The sequence below is a fragment of the Candidatus Pseudomonas phytovorans genome, from assembly GCA_029202525.1.
Taxonomy (GTDB): domain Bacteria; phylum Pseudomonadota; class Gammaproteobacteria; order Pseudomonadales; family Pseudomonadaceae; genus Aquipseudomonas; species Aquipseudomonas phytovorans.
Genome location: CP119325.1, coordinates 3,919,289 through 3,938,338, shown reverse-complemented (window position 1 = coordinate 3,938,338; position 19,050 = coordinate 3,919,289). Strand labels below are relative to the sequence as shown.

Below are 19,050 nucleotides of genomic sequence, written 5' to 3'. Positions count from 1 at the left end.
AAATATGCATAAGCTAATATGCAAACAGCGCATTTACAGATCGGCTGATCTGGTTTGAAATAGCTGCATGGGCAAAGCATAAGGTTATGCCTAAAACGAATTTCACGACGCTTTGCTTAATCGATAACTTATAAGTAATGCGCTGGTTATATTCAAAGTGAATATGCCAGCCCCATCCCCCACGAGACCGTACGCGCGGATCGGCCTGATGTACCCCGACGATACCTGGAGACGAACGTGCGATACCTCAAGCAATTGGCCGCTGGTGTGCTGGCCAGCTCCCTCAGCCTGGCCGCTGCCGCGCAAACCCTGGTGGTCGGTGACCAAAGCTTCAATGCCCGAGCGGTGATGGAAGCAGCCGGTGTGCTCGACGACCTGCCGTATACCCTGGAATGGAAGCAGTTCACGGCCGGCTCGCCGGTCGCCGAGGCGCTGAACGTGGGCAGCCTGGACATCGGCCTGCTGGGCGACGCCCCGCCGTTGTTCCTTGGCGCTCTCGGCGCGCCGATCAAGGTGATCGCGGTCAGCCGGCAAAACCTGGATGGCGTTGCGATCCTGGCGCGCAAGGACTCGAACATTCACAGCCTCGAAGACCTGCGCGGCAAACGTGCGGCGATCTGGAAGGGCTCGTGGAGTCAGCAGTTGCTGTTCAGCGCGCTGGATAAGGCCGCTGTGCCGCGTGATGCGCTGGAGCTGCGCTACCTCAGCGCGCTGGATGCCTCGCATGCCCTGGATGGTGGTTCGGTGGACGTCATCGCGACCTGGGAGCCCTATGTCACCCAGCAGGAGCGCCAAGGGGCGAGGGTGCTGGCCACCGCCGAAGGGTTGATTCCGGCGCAAAGTTTCGTGGTGGCCAATGCCAAGGCGGTGGAGGCCAAGCGGGCGCAGATCAGTGACTTTCTGCAGCGCCTGAAAAAGGCCCGCGACTGGACCCTGAGCGACCCGGCCCATACCGAAGCCTATGCCGACGCCTGGGCCAAACGGACCCGCGCCGATCGCGATATTGCCCGCGCCTGGTTTGCCCGGGCCCGTACCGATCTGGCACCGCTGAACCCGCAAGTGATCGTGGATGCGCAGAAGACCGTGGACTTTTTTGCAGGGCTTGGGCTGATCAAAGGTTACCCGGCGTCGAGCCTGTTCGATACCTCGTTCGCGGCAGCGATCGGCAACTGATTTTGCCTGTACCGGCCTCTTCGCGGGTTCATCGAGGCATCGAACCGCCGCGAAGAAGCCGGTACAGGCGGCAACGTTTTGAGGAATGACCATGACCACCCGCAAAATCAAGCTCGGCGCCCTGACCATGGGCTGCGGCGGCCCCGGCCGGCATAACCTGTGGCTCGACCCGGAGCTGCCCGCCGATGCCAGCGTCAACATCGACTGGTACATCGACATCGCCCGCCAGGCAGAGGCCGCGCTGTTCGACCTGATGTTCATCGTCGACAGCCAGTACATCACCCCCGGCTCGCCGTCTCACTACCTGAACCGCCTTGAGCCACTGACCCTGCTCTCGGCACTGGCAGTGACTACCCGCAACATCGGCCTGGTCGGCACCCTGACCACGTCCTACAACGAACCCTACAACGTCGCCCGCCGCCTGGCGTCGCTGGACCTGATCAGCAAGGGCCGCGCGGGCTGGAACGTGGTCACCAGCGGTGACGCCGGCACCGCCGGTAACTATGGCCGTGACGAGCACTACGACTACGATACCCGCTACGCCCGCGCACAGGAGCATGTCGCGGTGGTGCAGGGCCTCTGGCAGTCCTACGAAGAAGGCGCCTTCCCGCGCAACCGCGCTACCGGGCAATTCCTCGACCCGGGCCGGATGCATGCCCTGAACCACAAGGGCGAGCACTTCTCGGTCGTCGGGCCGTTGAACATCCAGCGTTCCCCCCAGGGCCAACCGGTGATCTTCCAGGCCGGCGACTCGCAGCAAGGGCGCGAACTTGGGGCAGCCACGGCAGATGTCATCTTCACCCATGCCGCCAGCATCGAGCAGGGCCAGGCCTTCTACCGCGATGTGAAAGACCGCGCTGCACGGCTGGGGCGCGACCCGGAGCAACTGCTGGTGTTGCCGGGTGCCGAGATCTACGTGGGCGATACCGACGAGCATGCCCGCGAGATCGAACGCCATTACCACCAGCAGGATCACAGCTTTGAACTGGCCCTCAAGGAATTCGGGCGCAACTTCGGCTGGCATGACTTCAGCCAGTACGACCTTGATGCTCCGTTCCCGCAAGAAAGCCTTGAGCAGGCACGCAGCAGCTTTTTCACCAATGCCAAGCGCATCGCCGACCAGGCCCGGGCGCAAGGCTTCAGCCTGCGCCAGGCGGTGGAGTTCGGGCGTAAGCTACGCCCGGGCGCCTTCGTCGGTTCGGCCGATACAGTCGCGGCAAAGATGGCCGAGTGGTTCGAGGCGCGAGCACTGGATGGCTTCAACATCTACATCGGCCACCCTGGGCAGTTCCGCCGGTTTACCCAGCAGGTGGTGCCGCTGCTGCAAGAGCGCGGCGTGTACCGCACCGCCTACGAGGGCAGCACTCTGCGCGAGAGCCTGGGCCTGGCCATTCAGTGAATGCTTGAGGCCAGTTCAAAGATCGGCATGTACATCAGGATCACGATCAGGCCGATCAGCAGGCCAATGAACGTCATCAGCAACGGTTCGAACAGTTTCACGAACCATTCCACCCAGCGGCCGATTTCCTGGTCATGGAAGTCGGCGCAGCGTTCCAGCATCTCGCCCAGGTTGCCGGACTGCTCGCCGGCCCGCAGCAGGCGCAGCGACACCGGCGTAACCAGGTGGCCTGCCTCCAGCGCATCGGACAGCGGCAGCCCTTCGCCCACCCGTTGGCTGGCCTGTTCCAGGCCTTGACCTGCTGCGCTGCCGAGCAGTCCGCGGGCCATGCCCATGGCGGTGAGGATGGGGATGCCGCCTTGCAGCAGGATGCCCAGCGAGCGATAGAAGCGCGCCAGCTCGTACATCATCAAGCGTTGATGCAGCGCCGGCAGGCGGCGCAATTGGCAGGCTGCCCAGCGCCGTACCCGTGGGTGGCGGCGTAGCAACCACAGCGCCGTAACCCCGCCGACCGTGCCCAGCGCCAGCGGCAATTGCTGGGCGTGCAGGAACAGCCCGATCTGCATCAGTACCCGTGACAACCAGGGCAATTCGGTGCCCATGCCCTCGAACACCTGGCTGAAACGTGGCACCACGTAGCCGAGCAGGAACAGCACCACTCCGCCACCCACCAGCAACAGCAGCAACGGGTAGACCGAGGCCCCCACCAGCTTCTGCCGTACCAGGTCCAGGCGTTGGCGATAGCTGATGTAGCGCGAGAGGGCGTCACCCAGCGCACCGGTGCGTTCACTGGATTGCACCAGCGCTACATACAGCGGCGGAAAAATACGCGGTTGCTGGCCCAGGGCCTGGGACAGCGAGCGGCCTTCGTACAACTGGCGTACCAACTCGGCCAGTACCTTGCGCGTAGTACTCGCGGGCGCCTTTTCTGCCAGGCTTTCCAGTGCATCGATAAGCGGCAGGCCGGCATTGAGCAGCGTTGACAGTTCCTGGCTGAACAGCACCAGGTCAAAGGCCGCTTCCCGGCGCCAGGCCATACCGCGCAAGGCACCGCCGTTGCTGCGCAGGCTGAGCACGCGCAAACCCTGGTCCTCGGCCTGGCGGCGAGCGTGGTCGGCGTCCTCGGCATCGATCTGCAACTGCACCACGCCCTGTCTGCCCAGGGCCTTGAGGCTGTAGCGCATGGCCACTCTCCCTACTGCCAGCTGGTAATTTCGGCGTTTTCCCCATCACCACCGGGCTGGCCGTCCTTGCCCATCGACAGCAGGTCGTACTCACCGCCGTTTTCGCCAGGTTGCCGGTAGATGTAAGGGCGACCCCATGGGTCCTGCGGTACGGCCTTCTGCAGGTATGGGCCGGTCCAGCGCGCCTCGCCACTTGGGGCGATCACCAGGGCCTGCAGGCCTTGCTCGCTGTTGGGGTAGTGGCCGACTTCCAGGCGGTACAAATCCAGTGCCTTGCTCAGCCCTTCGATCTGCGCGCGCGCCACCTTGGCTTCGGAGCGCCCGAGTTGGCTGAAGTACTTGGGCGCGACGATGCCGGCCAACAGGCCAAGCACCACCAGTACCACCAAGAGTTCGAGCAGGGTGAATCCACGTTGCGGGTTGGTTTTGCGCTGCATGGTGAAGCCCTCCACTGCATGGGAATGCGGTTTGACAGGCACCATGCAACAGCCGTGCACGTCTGCCTCGGGGCCTTGCGCCATGCGGTACAGGAAGCGGCACAGTGCTTGCGTCGTGGTCATCGACCTCGGGTTTTCCGGGGCATTTCCCCCACATCGGGGGCCACGACGAAGAGGCGACCGTCATGCGTGGACTCATCCTCGGTTTGATCTGGATGGCGGCGGGCACTGCCCAGGCCGATGTGTACATTTCCATCGATGCCAAGGGCGGCTACGTACTGACCAACGTCCATCGACCTGGGCGCCACTATGAAAAGGTGATCAATGAACCTCTGGCCCAGGCTGGCCCGGCCAATGCACAGATGATCACGGGCCGCCCTTACGCTGAACTGGTCGCCGCAGCGGCGCGGGCCCACAACGTCCCCCCGGCTTTGTTGCATGCGCTGATCAAGGCCGAATCCGGCTACAATGCCAAGGCCCGGTCGTCCGCAGGCGCAGTAGGGTTGATGCAATTGATGCCGGATACCGCGCGTGAGATGGGCGTGGAAGACCGCCTGGACCCTGAAGACAATGTGCAGGGCGGGGCACGCTACCTCAAGCGTATGCTCAAGCTGTTCGACAACGACATCACCTTGGCCGTGGCGGCCTACAACGCCGGGCCGGATGCTGTGCTGCGGCGCGGCGCGGTGCCACCGTTTGCCGAGACCCAGCGGTATGTGCCTGCGGTGCTGCGCGAATACCGCAAGTTGCAGGGGTTGGCGGATGATGGCGCCTTCTGACGGGATCCGGTCAGGACGCCGTGCGTGCAGACGTTGGGTGTAAAAAGTGAAAAAAGCGTTACCCTTCGGCGGATGCCATCAATTCAGCACTACGGTTTCCCCAGGTCTGGGCTATAACCTTCTGAAGGTGCCCAGCTGTGGAGCCCGCCATGGACATCGCCCCTCGTTCCGACGCCATAGAAGTGCCTGCCGGTAACGAGCTGGCTGCCCCGCGCAAGCCATTCAACCTGCTGCGCTGGTATGCCTGGGTCAGCCTGGCCATCATCCTCTCGGTGGCTGCCGGGCTGGGACTGATTTCCAGCCGTTTCATCATCGATGAGAGCGTTGAGCGCGATGCCTTGCTCACGGCGCAGTTCATCACCTCCATCGCCGACGCCGAAGTACGCCATGTGTCGATCCCCAACGTGCGTACCATGGGCGAGCTGCTCGACCCGCGCACCGACCGCAGCAACCTGCCGGATGTCGACCCGGATGCCCGGCGCAAGGCCCGTGGCGAGTTCCTCGATCATATCGCCCACCTGCCAGACATGCTGCTGGCCAATATCTATGCCCCGGACCGTACTGTGATCTGGTCCACCAACCCGGCGCTGATTGGCAAGCTGATCGACAGCGACGACGACCTGGACCGGGCTTTCGAATACAAGATGCGAGTCTCGGCCAGCTACCACAACTTCGAACAGGCGCGCGCCGAGCAGAAGTTTGTTACCCCGCCCGAGCAACTGTTCATCGAAAACTACATTCCGCTGTTCGACGCCGATGGCGAGCACGTCACGGCGATGGTCGAGATCTATAAAGAGCCCCATGACCTGATCGTGCGTATCGAGCATGGCCTGATACTGATCTGGCTGGCGATCACCGTCGGTGCCGCGCTGGTCTACGTCGGCCTTTACGGCATCATGCACCGTGCTGCGCGGTTACTGGCGGTGCAACAGAAGCGGCTGATCAACAACGAAACCTATGTGGCGCTGGGCGAGGTGTCCTCGGCGGTGGCTCACAGCCTGCGCAACCCCTTGGCCAGTATCCGCTCAAGCGCCGAACTGGCCCAGGCGTTCGACGAAGGCCCGGCGCAGCGCAATATCAACGACATCATCAGCCAGGTTGACCGGATGTCGCAGTGGATCCGTCAGATGCTGCAGTCACTGCGCCCGCTGAACGATGAGGCAGTTGCGGTGGACTTGCCGCTGGCCTTGCAGGAAAGCCTGCAGACCTACGCCGTACCGCTGGCGCGTGGGGGGATTAGCCTGGACCTGCAACCGTTACCGGCGGTGCAGGTATTGGGGCATCCGGCGTTACTGCGGCAGATTTTCAGCAGCCTGATCGCCAATGCCCTGGAATCGATGGAGCAGGGCGGGCGGTTGCGTATCGAGGTAGTGCGCCATGACCGTCGTGGCCTGACCCTGCGCCTGTCCGACAATGGCAAGGGCATGAATGAAGAGCAGCAACGCATGGCTTTCCGGCCGTTCTTCACTACCAAGCAGGGTGGGCTGGGGGTGGGGCTGGTGTTGGTGAAGCGCATCATGGAGCGGTTCGGCGGCACGGTCAGGCTCAGCAGCAGTGAGGGCCATGGTACGCGGGTGTCGCTGTGTTTCCGCTTGGCGACGACTTGCTGATCGACGTTAACAATTCATCGTAAATAACTGATATTAATAGAATCATGGGTTTTGGGTAAATATTACCCAAATGTGGGGCTCTTTCTTTCATTTAGGTTTAACAACAAAGTTTAAGTTATTGAAAAATATAGATTCAGATTTTTCGATGCTGGCTGGCCGAGTTCTTGCTACGTGATGAGTGGAGCGCAAAACGTGACAAATGGCAGCTTTGGCTGCTTAGGCGGGGTGCATTCAAGTTGCCGCTGCTGTTGAGCTTGATGCATTTCTGAACGGACGCCCTGTGCGGGAACCACGCGATGCAGATGCTGGAAAACGAAGTTCGCGACAAAGCCAGCGCGAGTGCCAGCGGCCTGGCCTTGCCATTGCGTGAGTTCAACCTGCTGCGCTGGTTTTCGGTCATCAGCCTGTTGATCATCACGGCGGTGGCGGGTGGCTTGGGTTATGTGTCCACGCGCTTCGTGGTGCGCGATAGCGTGCAGCGTGATGCGATGCTGACCGCGCAGTTCATCCAGGCCATGGCCCAGGCCGAGGTACGCCATTCGCAGTTGCCACCGGGCACCACCATGGGCGAACTGCTCGACCCGCGCCTGGACCAGCAACACCTGCAGTTCACCCCGGCGCTGGCCGAATCGACCCGTGTCGAATTTCTCGACCACGTCGAGCACCTGCCTGATACCTTGCTGGCCAATGTCTACGCTCGCGACCGCACCATCGTCTGGTCCACCAACGTCGAACTGATCGGCAAGCGGATCGAGGCCGATGGTGACCTTGATCGGGCTTTCCGTTCGCGCAAGGCGGTGTCGGCCAGCTACCACAAGGCCGAGGAAGATCGCGAAGAGCAGAAGTTCTTGCGTGAACCGCGCTACCTGTTCATCGAAAACTACATCCCGCTGTTCGACAGCCAAGGTGAACAGGTCATGGCCATGGTGGAAGTCTACAAGGAACCGCAGGACCTGATCCGGCGGATCCAGCGCGGCTATGTACTGATCTGGGCTTCGACATTGGTGGGTGGGGCGCTGATCTACTTCGGGCTGTTCTGGATCGTACGCCGGGCGGCGCAGATGCTGCACCAGCAACAGGACCGGCTGGTGGCCAGTGAAACCTACGTGGCGCTTGGCGAGATGTCGTCTGCAGTGGCGCACAGCCTGCGCAACCCGCTGGCCAATATCCGCTCCAGCGCCGAACTGGCCCAGGAAATCGCCGACCCCGCAGCGCAGAAGAACATTACCGACATCATCAGCCAGGTGGACCGCATGTCGCGCTGGGTACGTGACCTGCTGGTGTCGTTGCGCCCGGTTAGCGACGAGGCCGAGGCGGTAGATCTGGTGGCGGCCATCGAGGACACCCACCTGGCGTTCGTCCAGCAGATCGAACGCAATGGTGTGCGCTTTCATTTTGAAGGGCCAGATGAGCAGTGGGTGGCCAGCCAGCCGCTGCAGCTCACGCAGATTCTCAACAGCCTGTTCTCCAACGCCCTGGAGGCCATGCCGTCAGGCGGCATGCTGACCGCCCAGGTCAATGTACAGGAGGGCCAGCGTGCCGAGTTTGTGCTCACCGACACGGGCAAAGGCATGAGCCAACAGCAGGAACGGATGGTGTTCAAGCCGTTCTTCACGACCAAGCAGGGCGGCCTCGGTGTAGGCCTGGCCCTGGTCAAACGCATCATGGAACGTTTTGGCGGCTCGGTCAGCCTGAGCAGCCGCGAAGAGGAAGGAACCCGCGTCAGCCTTACATTCAATATCGCAGCGGGAGGGGACCATGGAGCACAACATCCTGGTAGTCGAGGATGATGAAATCCTCGCTGACAACATTCGCACCTATCTCAGCCTGAAGGGCTTTGAGGTGACCGTGTGCCACAGCGCCGAGCTTGCGCTGGAGCAGATCAAACGGGCCCAGCCCGACGCGGTGCTGACCGACAACTCGTTGCCGGGCATGAGCGGGCACGACCTGCTGCGCAGCCTGGTGGTGCAGGTGCCGGACCTGAAAGTGATCATGATGACCGGCTACGGCAACGTTGAAGATGCCGTGCAGGCGATGAAGGAGGGTGCCTTCCATTACCTGACCAAGCCGGTGGTGCTGGCCGAGCTCAAGCTGACCCTGGACAAGGCGCTGGCTGCCGAGCGCATGGAGCGCACGCTGTCGTTCTACCAGGAGCGCGAGGCGCAAAAATCCGGGTTGCAGGCGTTGATCGGCGAGTCACCGGTGATGCACACCCTCAAGCACACCCTGCGCCAGGTGCTGGATGCCGAGCGGCGCATGGCCAGCGATGACCTGCCACCGGTGCTGGTCGAAGGCGAGACCGGCACCGGCAAGGAGCTGGTGGCGCGCGCCCTGCATTTTGACGGTTCGCGAAGCAAAGGGCCGTTCATCGAGTTCAACTGTGCCTCGATCCCTGCCAACCTGCTGGAGGCTGAACTGTTCGGCCACGAGAAGGGCGCGTTCACCGATGCCAAGGAGCGGCGGGTAGGCCTGGTGGAGGCCGCCGACGGCGGCACCTTGTTCCTCGACGAGATCGGCGAGATGGACCTGGTATTGCAGGCCAAGCTGCTCAAACTGCTGGAAGATCGCAGCATCCGCCGGATTGGTGCGGTGAAGGAGCGCAAGGTTGACCTACGGGTAATCAGCGCCACCAACTGCAACCTGGAGCAGATGGTGCAGCAGGGCAAGTTCCGCCGCGACCTGTTCTTCCGCTTGCGCATCATAGCCCTGAAGGTGCCGCGCCTGTATGCCCGTGGGCAGGACATTCTGATACTGGCCAGGCATTTTCTGGCCCACCATGGCAGGCGATATGGCAAGCCGAACCTGCGGTTTTCCACCGAGGCCGAAAGCCTGATGTTGAGCTACAGCTGGCCAGGCAATGTACGCGAACTGCGCAACATGCTGGAGCAGACCGTGCTGCTGGCGCCGAATGAGGTGGTGCAGGCGCACCAGTTGAACCTGTGCATGACGTTGGTTGACGAGCCATTGGTGCAGCAGCCGGCGCCAGCGATGTTCGAAATGCCGCGCCACGAGCCGGAGCCGGGTACCAGCCTGCCAGACATGGAGCGTGATCTGGTGTGCAAGACCCTGGACCGCACCGACTGGAATGTGACCAAGTCAGCGCGGATGCTCGGGTTGTCGCGGGACATGCTGCGGTACCGGATCGAGAAACTGGGGCTGACCCGGCCTGACAAACGCCAGTGGTAAAGCAGGCACAGTTCTGCTTTTTGTAGGAGCGGCCTTTTGTCGCGATAGGGCTGCGCAGCAGCCCCGGCAATATTAACGATCAGGCTGAAATCCTGGGGCCGCGCTGCGGCCCTTTCGCGACACAAGGCCGCTCCTACAGGGGGGGCGTACTCAGGGGTTACCTGTGCTTGTGCCGCTATCGCGCTGAGGACTTACACCCTCTTGGCCACTCCCACCCATCCCCGGCAAACCATGTTCATCATTCTCCGTGGCGGGCGGGTTTTGCGGTTCATCGCCCGGCAAGCGCGCGTCGGTATCCCGCGGCATCGGCTTTTCGATCGGGTTCAGGGTACTGTCCACGCCCGGACGTGGCGCAGGATTGTGCGGGTCGTCAGGGTAGGTGGGGCCGGTACCGACCGCGAGGGCCAGTGGCGAGGCGAGCAGGGCGATCAGCAGAATGCTTGAGCGGGGCATGGCAAGCTCCTTTGCTTGGGGCAGGTCTCATACTTTCATTCGGCCTACCCCAGGCCTCAACGTGCCATTACCCCGATCAACGGTTACACCACTTGCGCCAACAACATGATGAAGATGATGCCGACCACCGAGAGGATGGTTTCCATCATGCTCCAGGTCTTGAAGGTTTCTGCCACCGTCATGTTGAAATATTGCTTCACCAGCCAGAAGCCGGCGTCGTTCACATGCGACAGGATCAACGAACCAGCGCCGGTAGCCAGCACCAGCAATTCGCGGTTCACACCCGGGACCAGTTCGATCACCGGTGCAACGATACCCGCGCCGGTAATGGTGGCGACAGTGGCGGAGCCGGTGGCAATGCGAATCACCGCTGCCACCAGCCAGGCCAGCATGATGGGCGAAATCTCCGCCTGCACGGCCATCTGCCCGATCACGTTGCCCACGCCGGTGTCCACCAGCATCTGCTTGAACCCACCGCCAGCGCCTACGATCAGCACGATGGCCGCCGTGGGGGCCAGGCTCTGGTCGAGCATCTTCATGATCTGCTGGCGGTTGAAGCCGCGGGCCGAGCCGAAGGTATAGAAGGCCAGCAGCAGGGCAGCGAGCAGGGCGGTGATGGGGTGGCCGATCAGGTCCATCCACTGGCGCACGATGTGTTCGGCTGGCAGCACTACATCGGCGAAGGTTTTCAGCAACATCAACGCCACCGGCAGCAGTACGGTGATCAGGGTGATGCTGAAGCTTGGCAGGTTGCCTTGGTCGGACTCCTTGGCGATCTGGTCCATCAGTTCCTGGGACGGGTTGCCCGGGATGTAGCGGGAAATGAAGTTACCGAACAGCGGGCCGGCGATGATCGCGGTGGGCAGTGCGACGATCAGGCCGTAGAAGATGGTCTTGCCGATGTCCGCGTGGAAAATGCCGATCGCCAGCAATGGGCCCGGGTGTGGCGGTACCAGGCCGTGGACCACCGACAGGCCGGCCAGCAGTGGAATACCGATCTTGACCAGCGATACCCCGGAGCGGCGTGCAACGATGAACACGAGCGGAATCAGCAGCACGAAGCCGATTTCGAAGAACAGCGGAATGCCCACCAGGAAGGCGGCGAACATCATCGCCCAGTGCACGTTCTTCTTGCCGAAGGCGCGGATAAGGGTTTGCGCGATCTGGTCGGCACCCCCGGAGTCGGCCATCAGCTTGCCCAGCATGGTACCCAAGGCGAGCACGATGCCGACAAAGCCGAGCACACCGCCAAAACCGTCCTGGAACGACTTCATTACCTTGGCCACCGGCATGCCGGAGGTCAGGCCAAGAAAGCCGGCCGCGAGGGTGAGGGCGACGAAGGGGTGCACTTTGAAGTGGGTGATCAGCAGAATCAGCCCGATGATGGTAACCAGCGCGTCGAGCAGCAGGAAGGTATCAGTAGCCAGTCCGAACATGGTTTGAAGGCCTCGATCTTATCGTTGTTTTTTGGCGTAACGTTTTGAAACTTAACCCGCATTTACAGGTCGAGGTAGCGCTGTCTTTGGTGAGCCGGTAAAGCCGCCGGGTCAGGCGGTTTGCGCCAGGCCCTGCTCACCGCAACGCTTTAGCCAGCTGTCTACCGCTTCAGCGAGCGCATCGACAGGCTGGGTGGCGTCCAGTGGCAGCGTCAGGGGCTCGCCGCGTGGCGACTCCAGAGCGGCAAACTGGCTGTCGATGAGGCTGGCCGGCATGAAGTGCCCAGGCCGCGCCAGCACGCGCTTTTCCGCCTCGGCAGGCGACAGTTCGAGGAACACGAATACCAGCCCGGGCATGGCATCGCGCAGGGTGTCGCGGTAGCGGCGCTTGAGTGCCGAGCAGGTCAGGATCGGGCGTTCCCCCGCCTGAGTGATGGCCTGCAACTCCTGACCAAGGCGCACCAGCCATCCGGCACGGTCGCTGTCGTCCAGCGGGATGCCATCGCTCATCTTGCGGATGTTTTCGGCAGGGTGGAAAGCGTCGCCTTCGATCAGGCGGCCGCCGCTTTTCGCAGCGATGGCAGCGCCGATGCAGCTTTTGCCACAACCGGCCACGCCCATCACCACAATGGCGGACAGGGGAGAATTCATCAGTACCTCCTGCGGGGTGAGATAGCGCTGTCTCGTCGTTGACGAAAAGCCACCTCCCCGGTGTTATTGGTCTTGTGCTTACGCAGTATGGACGCTTGGTAGCGAGCGCGTGTGCGCTGCCGCCAAAGATTACATTGCCTGCGTCCTGAGACAGCGCTACCTTAGTGGCCGTTCCCTATCCTTGCAAGTAGTAAAATTACAACATCCATGTCTCGCACCGGCTCCCGTACTACAGGTCGTCCTACCCTGGCAGAAGTCGCCAGGCTTTCCGGGGTTTCCCCGATTACCGCCTCGCGCGCCTTGCGCGGGGTCAGCACGGTTGCGCCTGAACTGGTCGAAAAGGTCGTCGCTGCCGCGGCGAGCCTGGGCTACGTGGCCAACCCGGCGGCCCGCGCCCTGGCCTCGGCCCGCAGCCAGTCGGTGGTGGTGCTCATCCCGTCGCTATCAAACCAGTTATTCATCGACACCCTGGAAGCCATTCACGAGGTCATGCGCCCGCGTGGGCTCGAGGTGCTGATTGGCAACTATCACTACGACCTTGCCGAAGAAGAGAACCTGATCCGCAACTACCTGGCCTATCAGCCCTGCGGCATGCTGTTGACCGGTTTCGAGCGCAGCGACGCGGCGCGGCAGATGCTGGCCGCAAGCGGTGTGCCTTGTGTGCACATGATGGAGCTCAATGGTGAGCCGGGGGCGTTGTCGGTCGGTTTCTCGCAGCAGCAGGCCGGGCGCGCTGCTGCCCGGCACTTGATTGAGCGCGGGCGCAAACGCCTGGCGTTCATCGCTGCGCAACTCGACCCACGGGTGATGCAGCGGGCCGAAGGTTTCCGCCAGGCCCTGGCTGAGGCCGGTATGCAGGCGACCGAGTTGGAGGTCCTGGCACCGGAGCCTTCGTCGATTGCGCTGGGCAGTGTGCTGTTTAGCCAGTTGCTGCAGAAGGCGCCGGATGTGGACGGTATCTTCTTCTGCAACGACGACCTGGCCCAGGGGGCGGTGCTGCAGGCATTGCGCCAAGGGGTGGACGTGCCACGTCAGGTCGCCATGGTCGGGTTCAACGACCTGCCAGCCTCGGCGCACATGGTGCCGCGCTTGACCTCGATTCGCACCCCCAGGGCGGCCGTGGGTCGTGGCGCCGCGCAGGCGCTGCTGGCGTTGCTCGATGGCAAGCGGGTGGCGAATACTCAGCAGGATCTGGGCTTTGAGTTGATGGTGCGCGAGAGTTCGTAACGTTCAACCCTGCGCCTGCACGGGAACCGCAACTGTAATCGCAGTGTAGTAATTCTAAAGTGATAGCACTGTGCTTGCACGGCGCCAACGGCGATCTATGCTCAGGACACCGCGCATAAAGGAGCCCGGCGTCATGTTCGACTTCCATCGCAAGTCCGATTTGGTTGAAATCCAGCGTAGTCACCAGGCGTTGGCCGGCTCACAAGCCAAACTGGCCGCGATCAGCCGTTCTATGGCGATGATCGAGTTTGCCCCCGATGGCACCATCCTCGATGCCAACGAGCGATTCTGCCAAGCCATGGGCTATAGCGCCGACGAGTTGCGCGGCAAGCACCATCGGCTGTTCTGCGAGCCAGGCTATGCGCAAAGTGCCGAGTACCAGCAACTGTGGCGCGAGTTGGCTCAGGGCAAGGCCATCAGCGGAACGTTCGAACGCCTCGACAAGGCCGGGCGTGAGGTGTGGCTGGAGGCCAGCTACATGCCGGTGCTGGACGAGCAGCGCCAGGTCACCAGCGTGATCAAGGTGGCTGCCGACATCAGCCAGCGGGTGGTGCAGGAGCACGAGAGCGAAAGTTTGCTCAAGGCCATCAGCCGTTCCATGGCAGTGATCGAGTTCACACCGCAAGGCCGGGTGATCAAGGCTAACCAGAACTTCCTCGATACCATGGGCTATCGCCAGGAAGAAGTGGTCGGTCGCCATCACGGGCTGTTTTGCCTGCCGCATGAACGCGAGTCGGCCGAGTACCGCGAGTTCTGGGCATCACTCAACCGCGGCGAGTACCATTCGCACCGCTTCGAGCGCATCAACAAGCAGGGCCAGATGGTCTATCTGGAGGCCTCATACAACCCGATATTCGACAGCAGGGGCCGCTTGTACAAGGTGGTGAAGTTCGCCAGTGACATCACCCGCCAGGTCAGTACGCAGCAAACCGCCGCCGATGCCGCCCATGCCAGTTCCATGCAGACCGATGCCTGCGCACGCAAGGGCACCGAGGTGGTGCAACAGACGGTGCAGGTGATCGAGCAGATATCCCAAGAGCTGAATGACGCGGCACGCAGTATCGATGCCGTGAGCAAGCAGTCGGATGTGATCGCGCAGATTGTGCTGACCATACGTGGGATTGCCGACCAGACCAATCTGTTGGCCCTGAACGCCGCCATCGAGGCGGCCCGCGCCGGCGACCACGGGCGTGGGTTTGCCGTGGTGGCCGACGAGGTGCGCAACCTGGCGGCGCGCACCAGCAAGGCCACCCTGGAAATCGTCGACGTCGTGCGGCAGAACCACGACCTGTCTCTACTTGCCGTGGCCAGTATGCAGTCGAGCTTGACCCGCACCGGTCATGGGGTTGCGCTTGCCAATGAGGCCGGTACGGTGATCATGGAAATCCAGCAGGGTTCACGGCACGTCGTGGATGCGATCAGCCAGATCAGCTCGACGCTGCAATTGCATTGAGCGCATCGCTCATTTCATTGAGCAGGGCTTGCAGGCTGACTTGCAGTCGCTCACGTTGAGCAACCGTTGGCAGGCCCTGCGCGTGGGCGTTCTCGATGGCTTCGCAGTCCTCGACCACGCCGCGTACCCTGATCATTTTTGCGCCGCCCTTGATGCGATGAGCCAGGGAGCGGACGGCTTCATCGGAGGCCTCTGCTGACAGGGCACGCAAGGTGGACAGATCCTCGCTGACACTGATCGACAGCTGTTCCAGCAGGTGCCGGGTCAGTTGCTTGTCGTCCTGGGTCAGGTGGCGCAGTTCAGCCAGGTTGAAGCCGCTACTGCGCACTGGTGGCTGCTGGTCGCCGCGGGCCTGGGGCAGGTGTGCCTTGAGCGTGCGCAGGCCGATCGGCTTGAACAGGCAGTCGTCCATGCCACTGGCCAGGCAACGCTCACGCTCTTCGGCCTGGGCATTGGCGGTGACACCGAGGATCTGGCACGCCGGCAGGCTGCGTTCGGTTTCAAGGCTGCGAATGCGACGGGTAAGTTCATGGCCATCCATGACGGGCATGCTGCAGTCGGTGATCACCAGGTCGAAACGCGCTGCCTGCCAGCGCTCCAGCGCAACCTGGCCGTTGTCTGCCAGGGTCACGTGATGACCCAGCGTGTGAAGTTGCCGCTCCAGCAACAGCAGGTTGGCAGGGTAGTCGTCGACCACAAGGATTTTCAACGGGCCACTGCTGCTTTCGGCTACCGGGGTGTGTTGCCGGGCAGGCTCCGGTGCCGGGCAGGCTGGCAGATGCAGGCTGACCAGCACTTTGGTGCCGACGCCCTCGACGCTTTGCAGGCTCAGGCTGCCGCCCATCAGCTCGGCAAAGGTGCGGCTGATGACCAACCCCAAGCCAGCTCCTTGACGTGTTCGCGGGCCGTCAGCCTGAACGAAGGCGTTGAACAGCCGCGCCTGGTCAGCGGGGCTGATGCCGATACCCGTGTCACGCACAGACAGTTCGATCGGCAGGCTACTGTGTTCATCGGCTGAAGGCATCAGCAGGCTGGCCTGCACCTCACCTCGGTCGGTGAACTTGATGGCGTTGCTGATCAGGTTGGACAGGATCTGCTTGAGCCTTAGCGGGTCTGCCAGCACCCAGACTGGCTCGTCTGGGAGGTCTGCGTGCAGGTGCAAGCCTTTGGCCCGAGCGTTGCCTTCAAACACCCGTACCGTAGCGCGTACCAGCTCGACAAGATTCGTGGGTACCGGTTGCAGGGTGATATGCCCGGATTCGATGCGGGAAATGTCGAGAATATCGCCAATCAGTTCAAGCAGGCCAATGGCCGAGTCATGGGCAGTCTGCAGGGTCTGGGCATCGCAACGGCCCTCGCGGCTGTCTTCCAGGGCCAGCTCCAGTAGGCCGATCACGGCATTCATCGGGGTGCGGATCTCATGGCTCATGGTCGCCAGGAAAGTGCTTTTGGTCTGGCTGGCCTGTTCGGCGTCGTCCTTGGCCTGGCGCAACTGTTCGAGCAGGCCGCGGCTCAAGGCCAGTTGCGCCTGTAGCGCGTGCTGGGCCTCGGTGCGCTGGTTGATCAGCTTGCGCAGGTAGCTGTTCCAGAACACCACGCCCGCCAGCAGCAGTGCCGACAAAATCAGTACCTGCAAGGCCAGGGTGCGGTAATCGCGCCAGGGGCTGTCGCTCACCAAAGTGCTGGTGCGCCAGCGATTGATCAGCTGGTCCAGCTCTTCGGGTGGAATGCTCAACAGCGCCTTGTCAAGGATGGCTTGCAGCTGCGGCTGGTCCGCAGCTACGGCGAAGGCGGCAATGGCCGGGTCGTCATCCAGCACGCTGGCGATGCGCAAGCGGCCTTTGAATACATGGCTGATGTAGTAGGCGGCATTGATGTGGCTGCCAAGGGCCACATCGGCAGCCCCACCCGCCACGGCTTCCATCAGCCCGAGCGGGTTGTCCACCTCGACCAGCCGTGCCTGCGGATAGCGTTGTTGCAGCAGCGCCCGCAGCGGCGAGCCGCGTACCAGGGCGATGCGCTGGCCGTCCAGTGCCTTGGTTTGTGCGGGATAGGTGCTGTCGCTGCGGGTAATCAATACACGTGGGCTGACCAGATAGGGGCGGGTATAACGCAATTGTTTCGAGCGATCGGCGCCGTAGCCCAAGGCGCCGATCATTTGTGCGTCACCGCGTGCCAGGCGCTCGACCATCGTCTGAGCCGAATCGCTTTCGACCGGCCGGAAGTGCAGCCCGGTGCGCAGCGAAATCTGTTTCAGCAGGTCAAGTGTGATGCCGGTTGGGCGGTGTTCGGCGTCGTTGAACGTCAATGGCGCGAGCGAGGTGTTGACCAATACGTCGATGCTGGGGTGGGCCGCGATCCAGGCTTCTTCTTCCTGGCTCAAGGCGGTGAGGTGGCGCTGCAGCAGCAGGCTGGTGTTGCCACTGCTCCAGCGGCGCAGGATATTCAGGCGTTCGCTTTCGCTGATGCGGGCCAGCGCCTGGTCGACCAGGCGATGCAAGCGTGGGTTGTCGCTGGCCAGGGCAAAGGCAAACGCGCCAGCAGGCACCTGGCAGAAGTGGTCGATTTTGAGGGTGCCCTGGTAACTCTTGCCAATCGTGAAATCGGTGCTGATGGCATCGCCCAGATAGGCATCGGCCTCGCCCAGATCGACCGCAGCCAGCCCGGCCAGGGTCGAGCGGTACAGGCTCAACTGCGCTTTGGGGTACAAGGTGCGTACGGCGCTCGCTGGCAGGTAGTGATCGACCATCGCCAGGCGCAGGCCGGCGAGGTCGGGTGTGTGCTTCAGGCTGTTACCCTCGCGGGTGACGATGACTGGCAGGTCGTCGGCATACGGGGTGGTCAGTTCAAGCTGGGCGTCTGCCGCTTCGAAGGCATTGGAGCTGCCCAGCAGGTCGATACTGCCCTCACGCAACGCGGCGATGGCCTCATGCCGGCTGTCGAACCGCCGCACCTCGACGCTTATGCCCAGCTGCTCGGCGATGATGCCTGCATAGTCTGCGCTAAGGCCTTCGTAGTCCTGTTGGCTGACGTTGATTTCGAACGGCGGATAGTCGGGGCGCGAAGCGCCCAGCACCAGGTGTTGGCGTCGCTGCAGCCATTGCCGGTCTTCGCTGGACAGGTGCAACGGGGCCGCGGCGCTGACCGAGCGGGCCAGCAGCTGGCGAGGTTCGCTGCTGGCCAGCAGTGTGGTTGGGCCGGCCAGGCCGATGACCAGAAACATGCACGCCAACAGGCGCTTCATGGCGGCCGACCGCTCAGTAGACGCTGTTGCGTTTGGCCAGGTCGACCATTTCGACCAGCGACTCGGTCTTGAGCTTTTCCATGATACGGCCGCGGTAGGTGCTGATGGTCTTGGCACTCAGGTTCATGCAGGTACCGATATTCTTGTTGTTTTCGCCGCGTGCCAGGCGGCGCAACACTTCCATTTCACGGTTCGACAGGCTGCTCAGGCGCACCGGTTCGCTCTCCAGCGAGTTGCTGTTGACCGACATTTGCGGAAAGGTCGAATAGCCCTTGACCAAGGCCTTGAGGGCAAAGAGCAGTGCCTCATGGTCTTCTTCCTTGGTGACGAAAGCGCCAATGCCGGCATCCAGGCAACGCCGCACATACAGGTCGGTGGCTTGGCCGGTCAGCACCATGATCTTGGGCACCTGCTCCAGGCATTGCAGGCGTTTGATCACCTCCATGCCGTCCAGGCCGGGCAGGCCGATGTCGAGCACTACCACGTCCGGGCGCAGTTCGCGGGCTACCTGCGCCACTTCGCTGCCGTTGCCAACCTCACCCACGACATGAAAGCGTTCGCGCTCGAGCAGTAGACGCAAAGACAGTCGGACAATGGGGTGGTCGTCGACGATCAGCACGGTTGTCATGTGGAAAACTCCTGTCGAGGTGTGGTCCGCTTCCTGGAACACTCAGGAATACGTCTGCAAGTGGGTTAATCGGAAGCGCTGCAAGATACGACCAATCCCGAGGTTTGGTAATGCCGAGTATAGAAGTGTTGATAATCCGCGCGCTTGTTGTCGAAAAATCCTACAAGCATGGGTAAAGGCATCACCCGGA

Annotated in this window: 15 protein-coding genes; 8 read left to right on the top strand and 7 right to left on the bottom strand. The window is 62.3% G+C overall.

What is annotated here, in order from left to right; all coding sequences use genetic code 11:
• The first annotated feature begins 237 nt into the window (after positions 1 to 237).
• Together P0Y58_17315 and P0Y58_17310 are read left to right on the top strand one after the other, a co-directional pair.
• Positions 238 to 1,173 carry an ABC transporter substrate-binding protein gene (locus tag P0Y58_17315; GenBank protein WEK28667.1) on the top strand — a complete coding sequence of 312 codons (936 nt, stop codon included), beginning with the start codon at positions 238 to 240 and terminating at the stop codon, positions 1,171 to 1,173.
• Positions 1,174 to 1,264: 91 nt separating this feature from the next.
• The gene (locus tag P0Y58_17310) at positions 1,265 to 2,572 is read left to right on the top strand and encodes an LLM class flavin-dependent oxidoreductase (protein ID WEK28666.1); all 1,308 of its coding nucleotides are present in this window, start codon (positions 1,265 to 1,267) and stop codon (positions 2,570 to 2,572) included.
• Here the strand turns inward: P0Y58_17310 and P0Y58_17305 are convergent.
• Both P0Y58_17305 and gspG read right to left on the bottom strand, forming a co-directional pair.
• Positions 2,566 to 3,756 (bottom strand): type II secretion system F family protein, encoded by a 1,191-nt coding sequence (locus P0Y58_17305; protein ID WEK28665.1) that lies wholly within the window; start codon positions 3,754 to 3,756, stop codon positions 2,566 to 2,568. The two genes, P0Y58_17310 and P0Y58_17305, sit on opposite strands and share 7 nt — an antisense overlap.
• A gap of 11 nt (positions 3,757 to 3,767) precedes the next feature.
• Positions 3,768 to 4,193, bottom strand: coding sequence for a type II secretion system major pseudopilin GspG (gene gspG, locus P0Y58_17300; GenBank protein WEK33345.1), 426 nt, complete (start codon positions 4,191 to 4,193; stop codon positions 3,768 to 3,770).
• Positions 4,194 to 4,378: 185 nt separating this feature from the next.
• Here gspG and P0Y58_17295 point away from each other — a divergent pair, with 185 nt between their 5' ends.
• The 4 genes from P0Y58_17295 (at position 4,379) to P0Y58_17280 (ending at position 9,768) form a co-directional block, all read left to right on the top strand.
• Positions 4,379 to 4,972 carry a lytic transglycosylase domain-containing protein gene (locus P0Y58_17295; protein WEK28664.1) on the top strand — a complete coding sequence of 198 codons (594 nt, stop codon included), beginning with the start codon at positions 4,379 to 4,381 and terminating at the stop codon, positions 4,970 to 4,972.
• Between the two features lie 149 nt (positions 4,973 to 5,121).
• Entirely contained in the window at positions 5,122 to 6,582 is a 1,461-nt protein-coding gene (locus P0Y58_17290; protein ID WEK28663.1) for a HAMP domain-containing sensor histidine kinase, read from the top strand.
• A gap of 296 nt (positions 6,583 to 6,878) precedes the next feature.
• On the top strand, positions 6,879 to 8,372 hold the full coding sequence (locus P0Y58_17285; protein WEK28662.1) for a HAMP domain-containing sensor histidine kinase: 1,494 nt from the start codon (positions 6,879 to 6,881) through the stop codon (positions 8,370 to 8,372).
• Positions 8,341 to 9,768 carry a sigma-54 dependent transcriptional regulator gene (locus P0Y58_17280; GenBank protein ID WEK28661.1) on the top strand — a complete coding sequence of 476 codons (1,428 nt, stop codon included), beginning with the start codon at positions 8,341 to 8,343 and terminating at the stop codon, positions 9,766 to 9,768. The genes P0Y58_17285 and P0Y58_17280 overlap by 32 nt, the downstream gene beginning before the upstream one ends.
• 150 nt (positions 9,769 to 9,918) lie before the next feature.
• Here the strand turns inward: P0Y58_17280 and P0Y58_17275 are convergent, their stop codons facing one another.
• The 3 genes from P0Y58_17275 to P0Y58_17265 all read right to left on the bottom strand — a co-directional run bounded on the left by P0Y58_17275 (position 9,919) and on the right by P0Y58_17265 (position 12,308).
• A complete protein-coding gene (locus P0Y58_17275) occupies positions 9,919 to 10,221 on the bottom strand; it encodes a hypothetical protein (protein ID WEK28660.1) in 303 nt (100 codons plus the stop codon).
• Positions 10,222 to 10,304: 83 nt separating this feature from the next.
• Positions 10,305 to 11,657 carry a GntP family permease gene (locus P0Y58_17270; GenBank protein ID WEK28659.1) on the bottom strand — a complete coding sequence of 451 codons (1,353 nt, stop codon included), beginning with the start codon at positions 11,655 to 11,657 and terminating at the stop codon, positions 10,305 to 10,307.
• A 111-nt stretch (positions 11,658 to 11,768) separates the two neighbouring features.
• Complete coding sequence (locus P0Y58_17265; protein ID WEK28658.1) at positions 11,769 to 12,308, bottom strand: gluconokinase; 540 nt, start codon at positions 12,306 to 12,308, stop codon at positions 11,769 to 11,771.
• Positions 12,309 to 12,515: 207 nt separating this feature from the next.
• On the opposite strand from P0Y58_17265, the gene P0Y58_17260 reads away from it, so the two are divergent.
• The gene (locus P0Y58_17260) at positions 12,516 to 13,535 is read left to right on the top strand and encodes a LacI family DNA-binding transcriptional regulator (protein ID WEK28657.1); all 1,020 of its coding nucleotides are present in this window, start codon (positions 12,516 to 12,518) and stop codon (positions 13,533 to 13,535) included.
• A 133-nt stretch (positions 13,536 to 13,668) separates the two neighbouring features.
• Positions 13,669 to 14,988 (top strand): PAS domain-containing methyl-accepting chemotaxis protein, encoded by a 1,320-nt coding sequence (locus tag P0Y58_17255; protein ID WEK28656.1) that lies wholly within the window; start codon positions 13,669 to 13,671, stop codon positions 14,986 to 14,988.
• Here the strand turns inward: P0Y58_17255 and P0Y58_17250 are convergent.
• Positions 14,963 to 18,232, bottom strand: a complete 3,270-nt coding sequence (locus P0Y58_17250; protein ID WEK28655.1) for a transporter substrate-binding domain-containing protein — start codon at positions 18,230 to 18,232, stop codon at positions 14,963 to 14,965. The two genes, P0Y58_17255 and P0Y58_17250, sit on opposite strands and share 26 nt — an antisense overlap.
• 13 nt (positions 18,233 to 18,245) lie before the next feature.
• Positions 18,246 to 18,860: a response regulator transcription factor gene (locus P0Y58_17245; GenBank protein ID WEK28654.1), complete on the bottom strand. Its 615-nt coding sequence runs from the start codon at positions 18,858 to 18,860 to the stop codon at positions 18,246 to 18,248.
• Between the last annotated feature and the right edge of the window lie 190 nt (positions 18,861 to 19,050).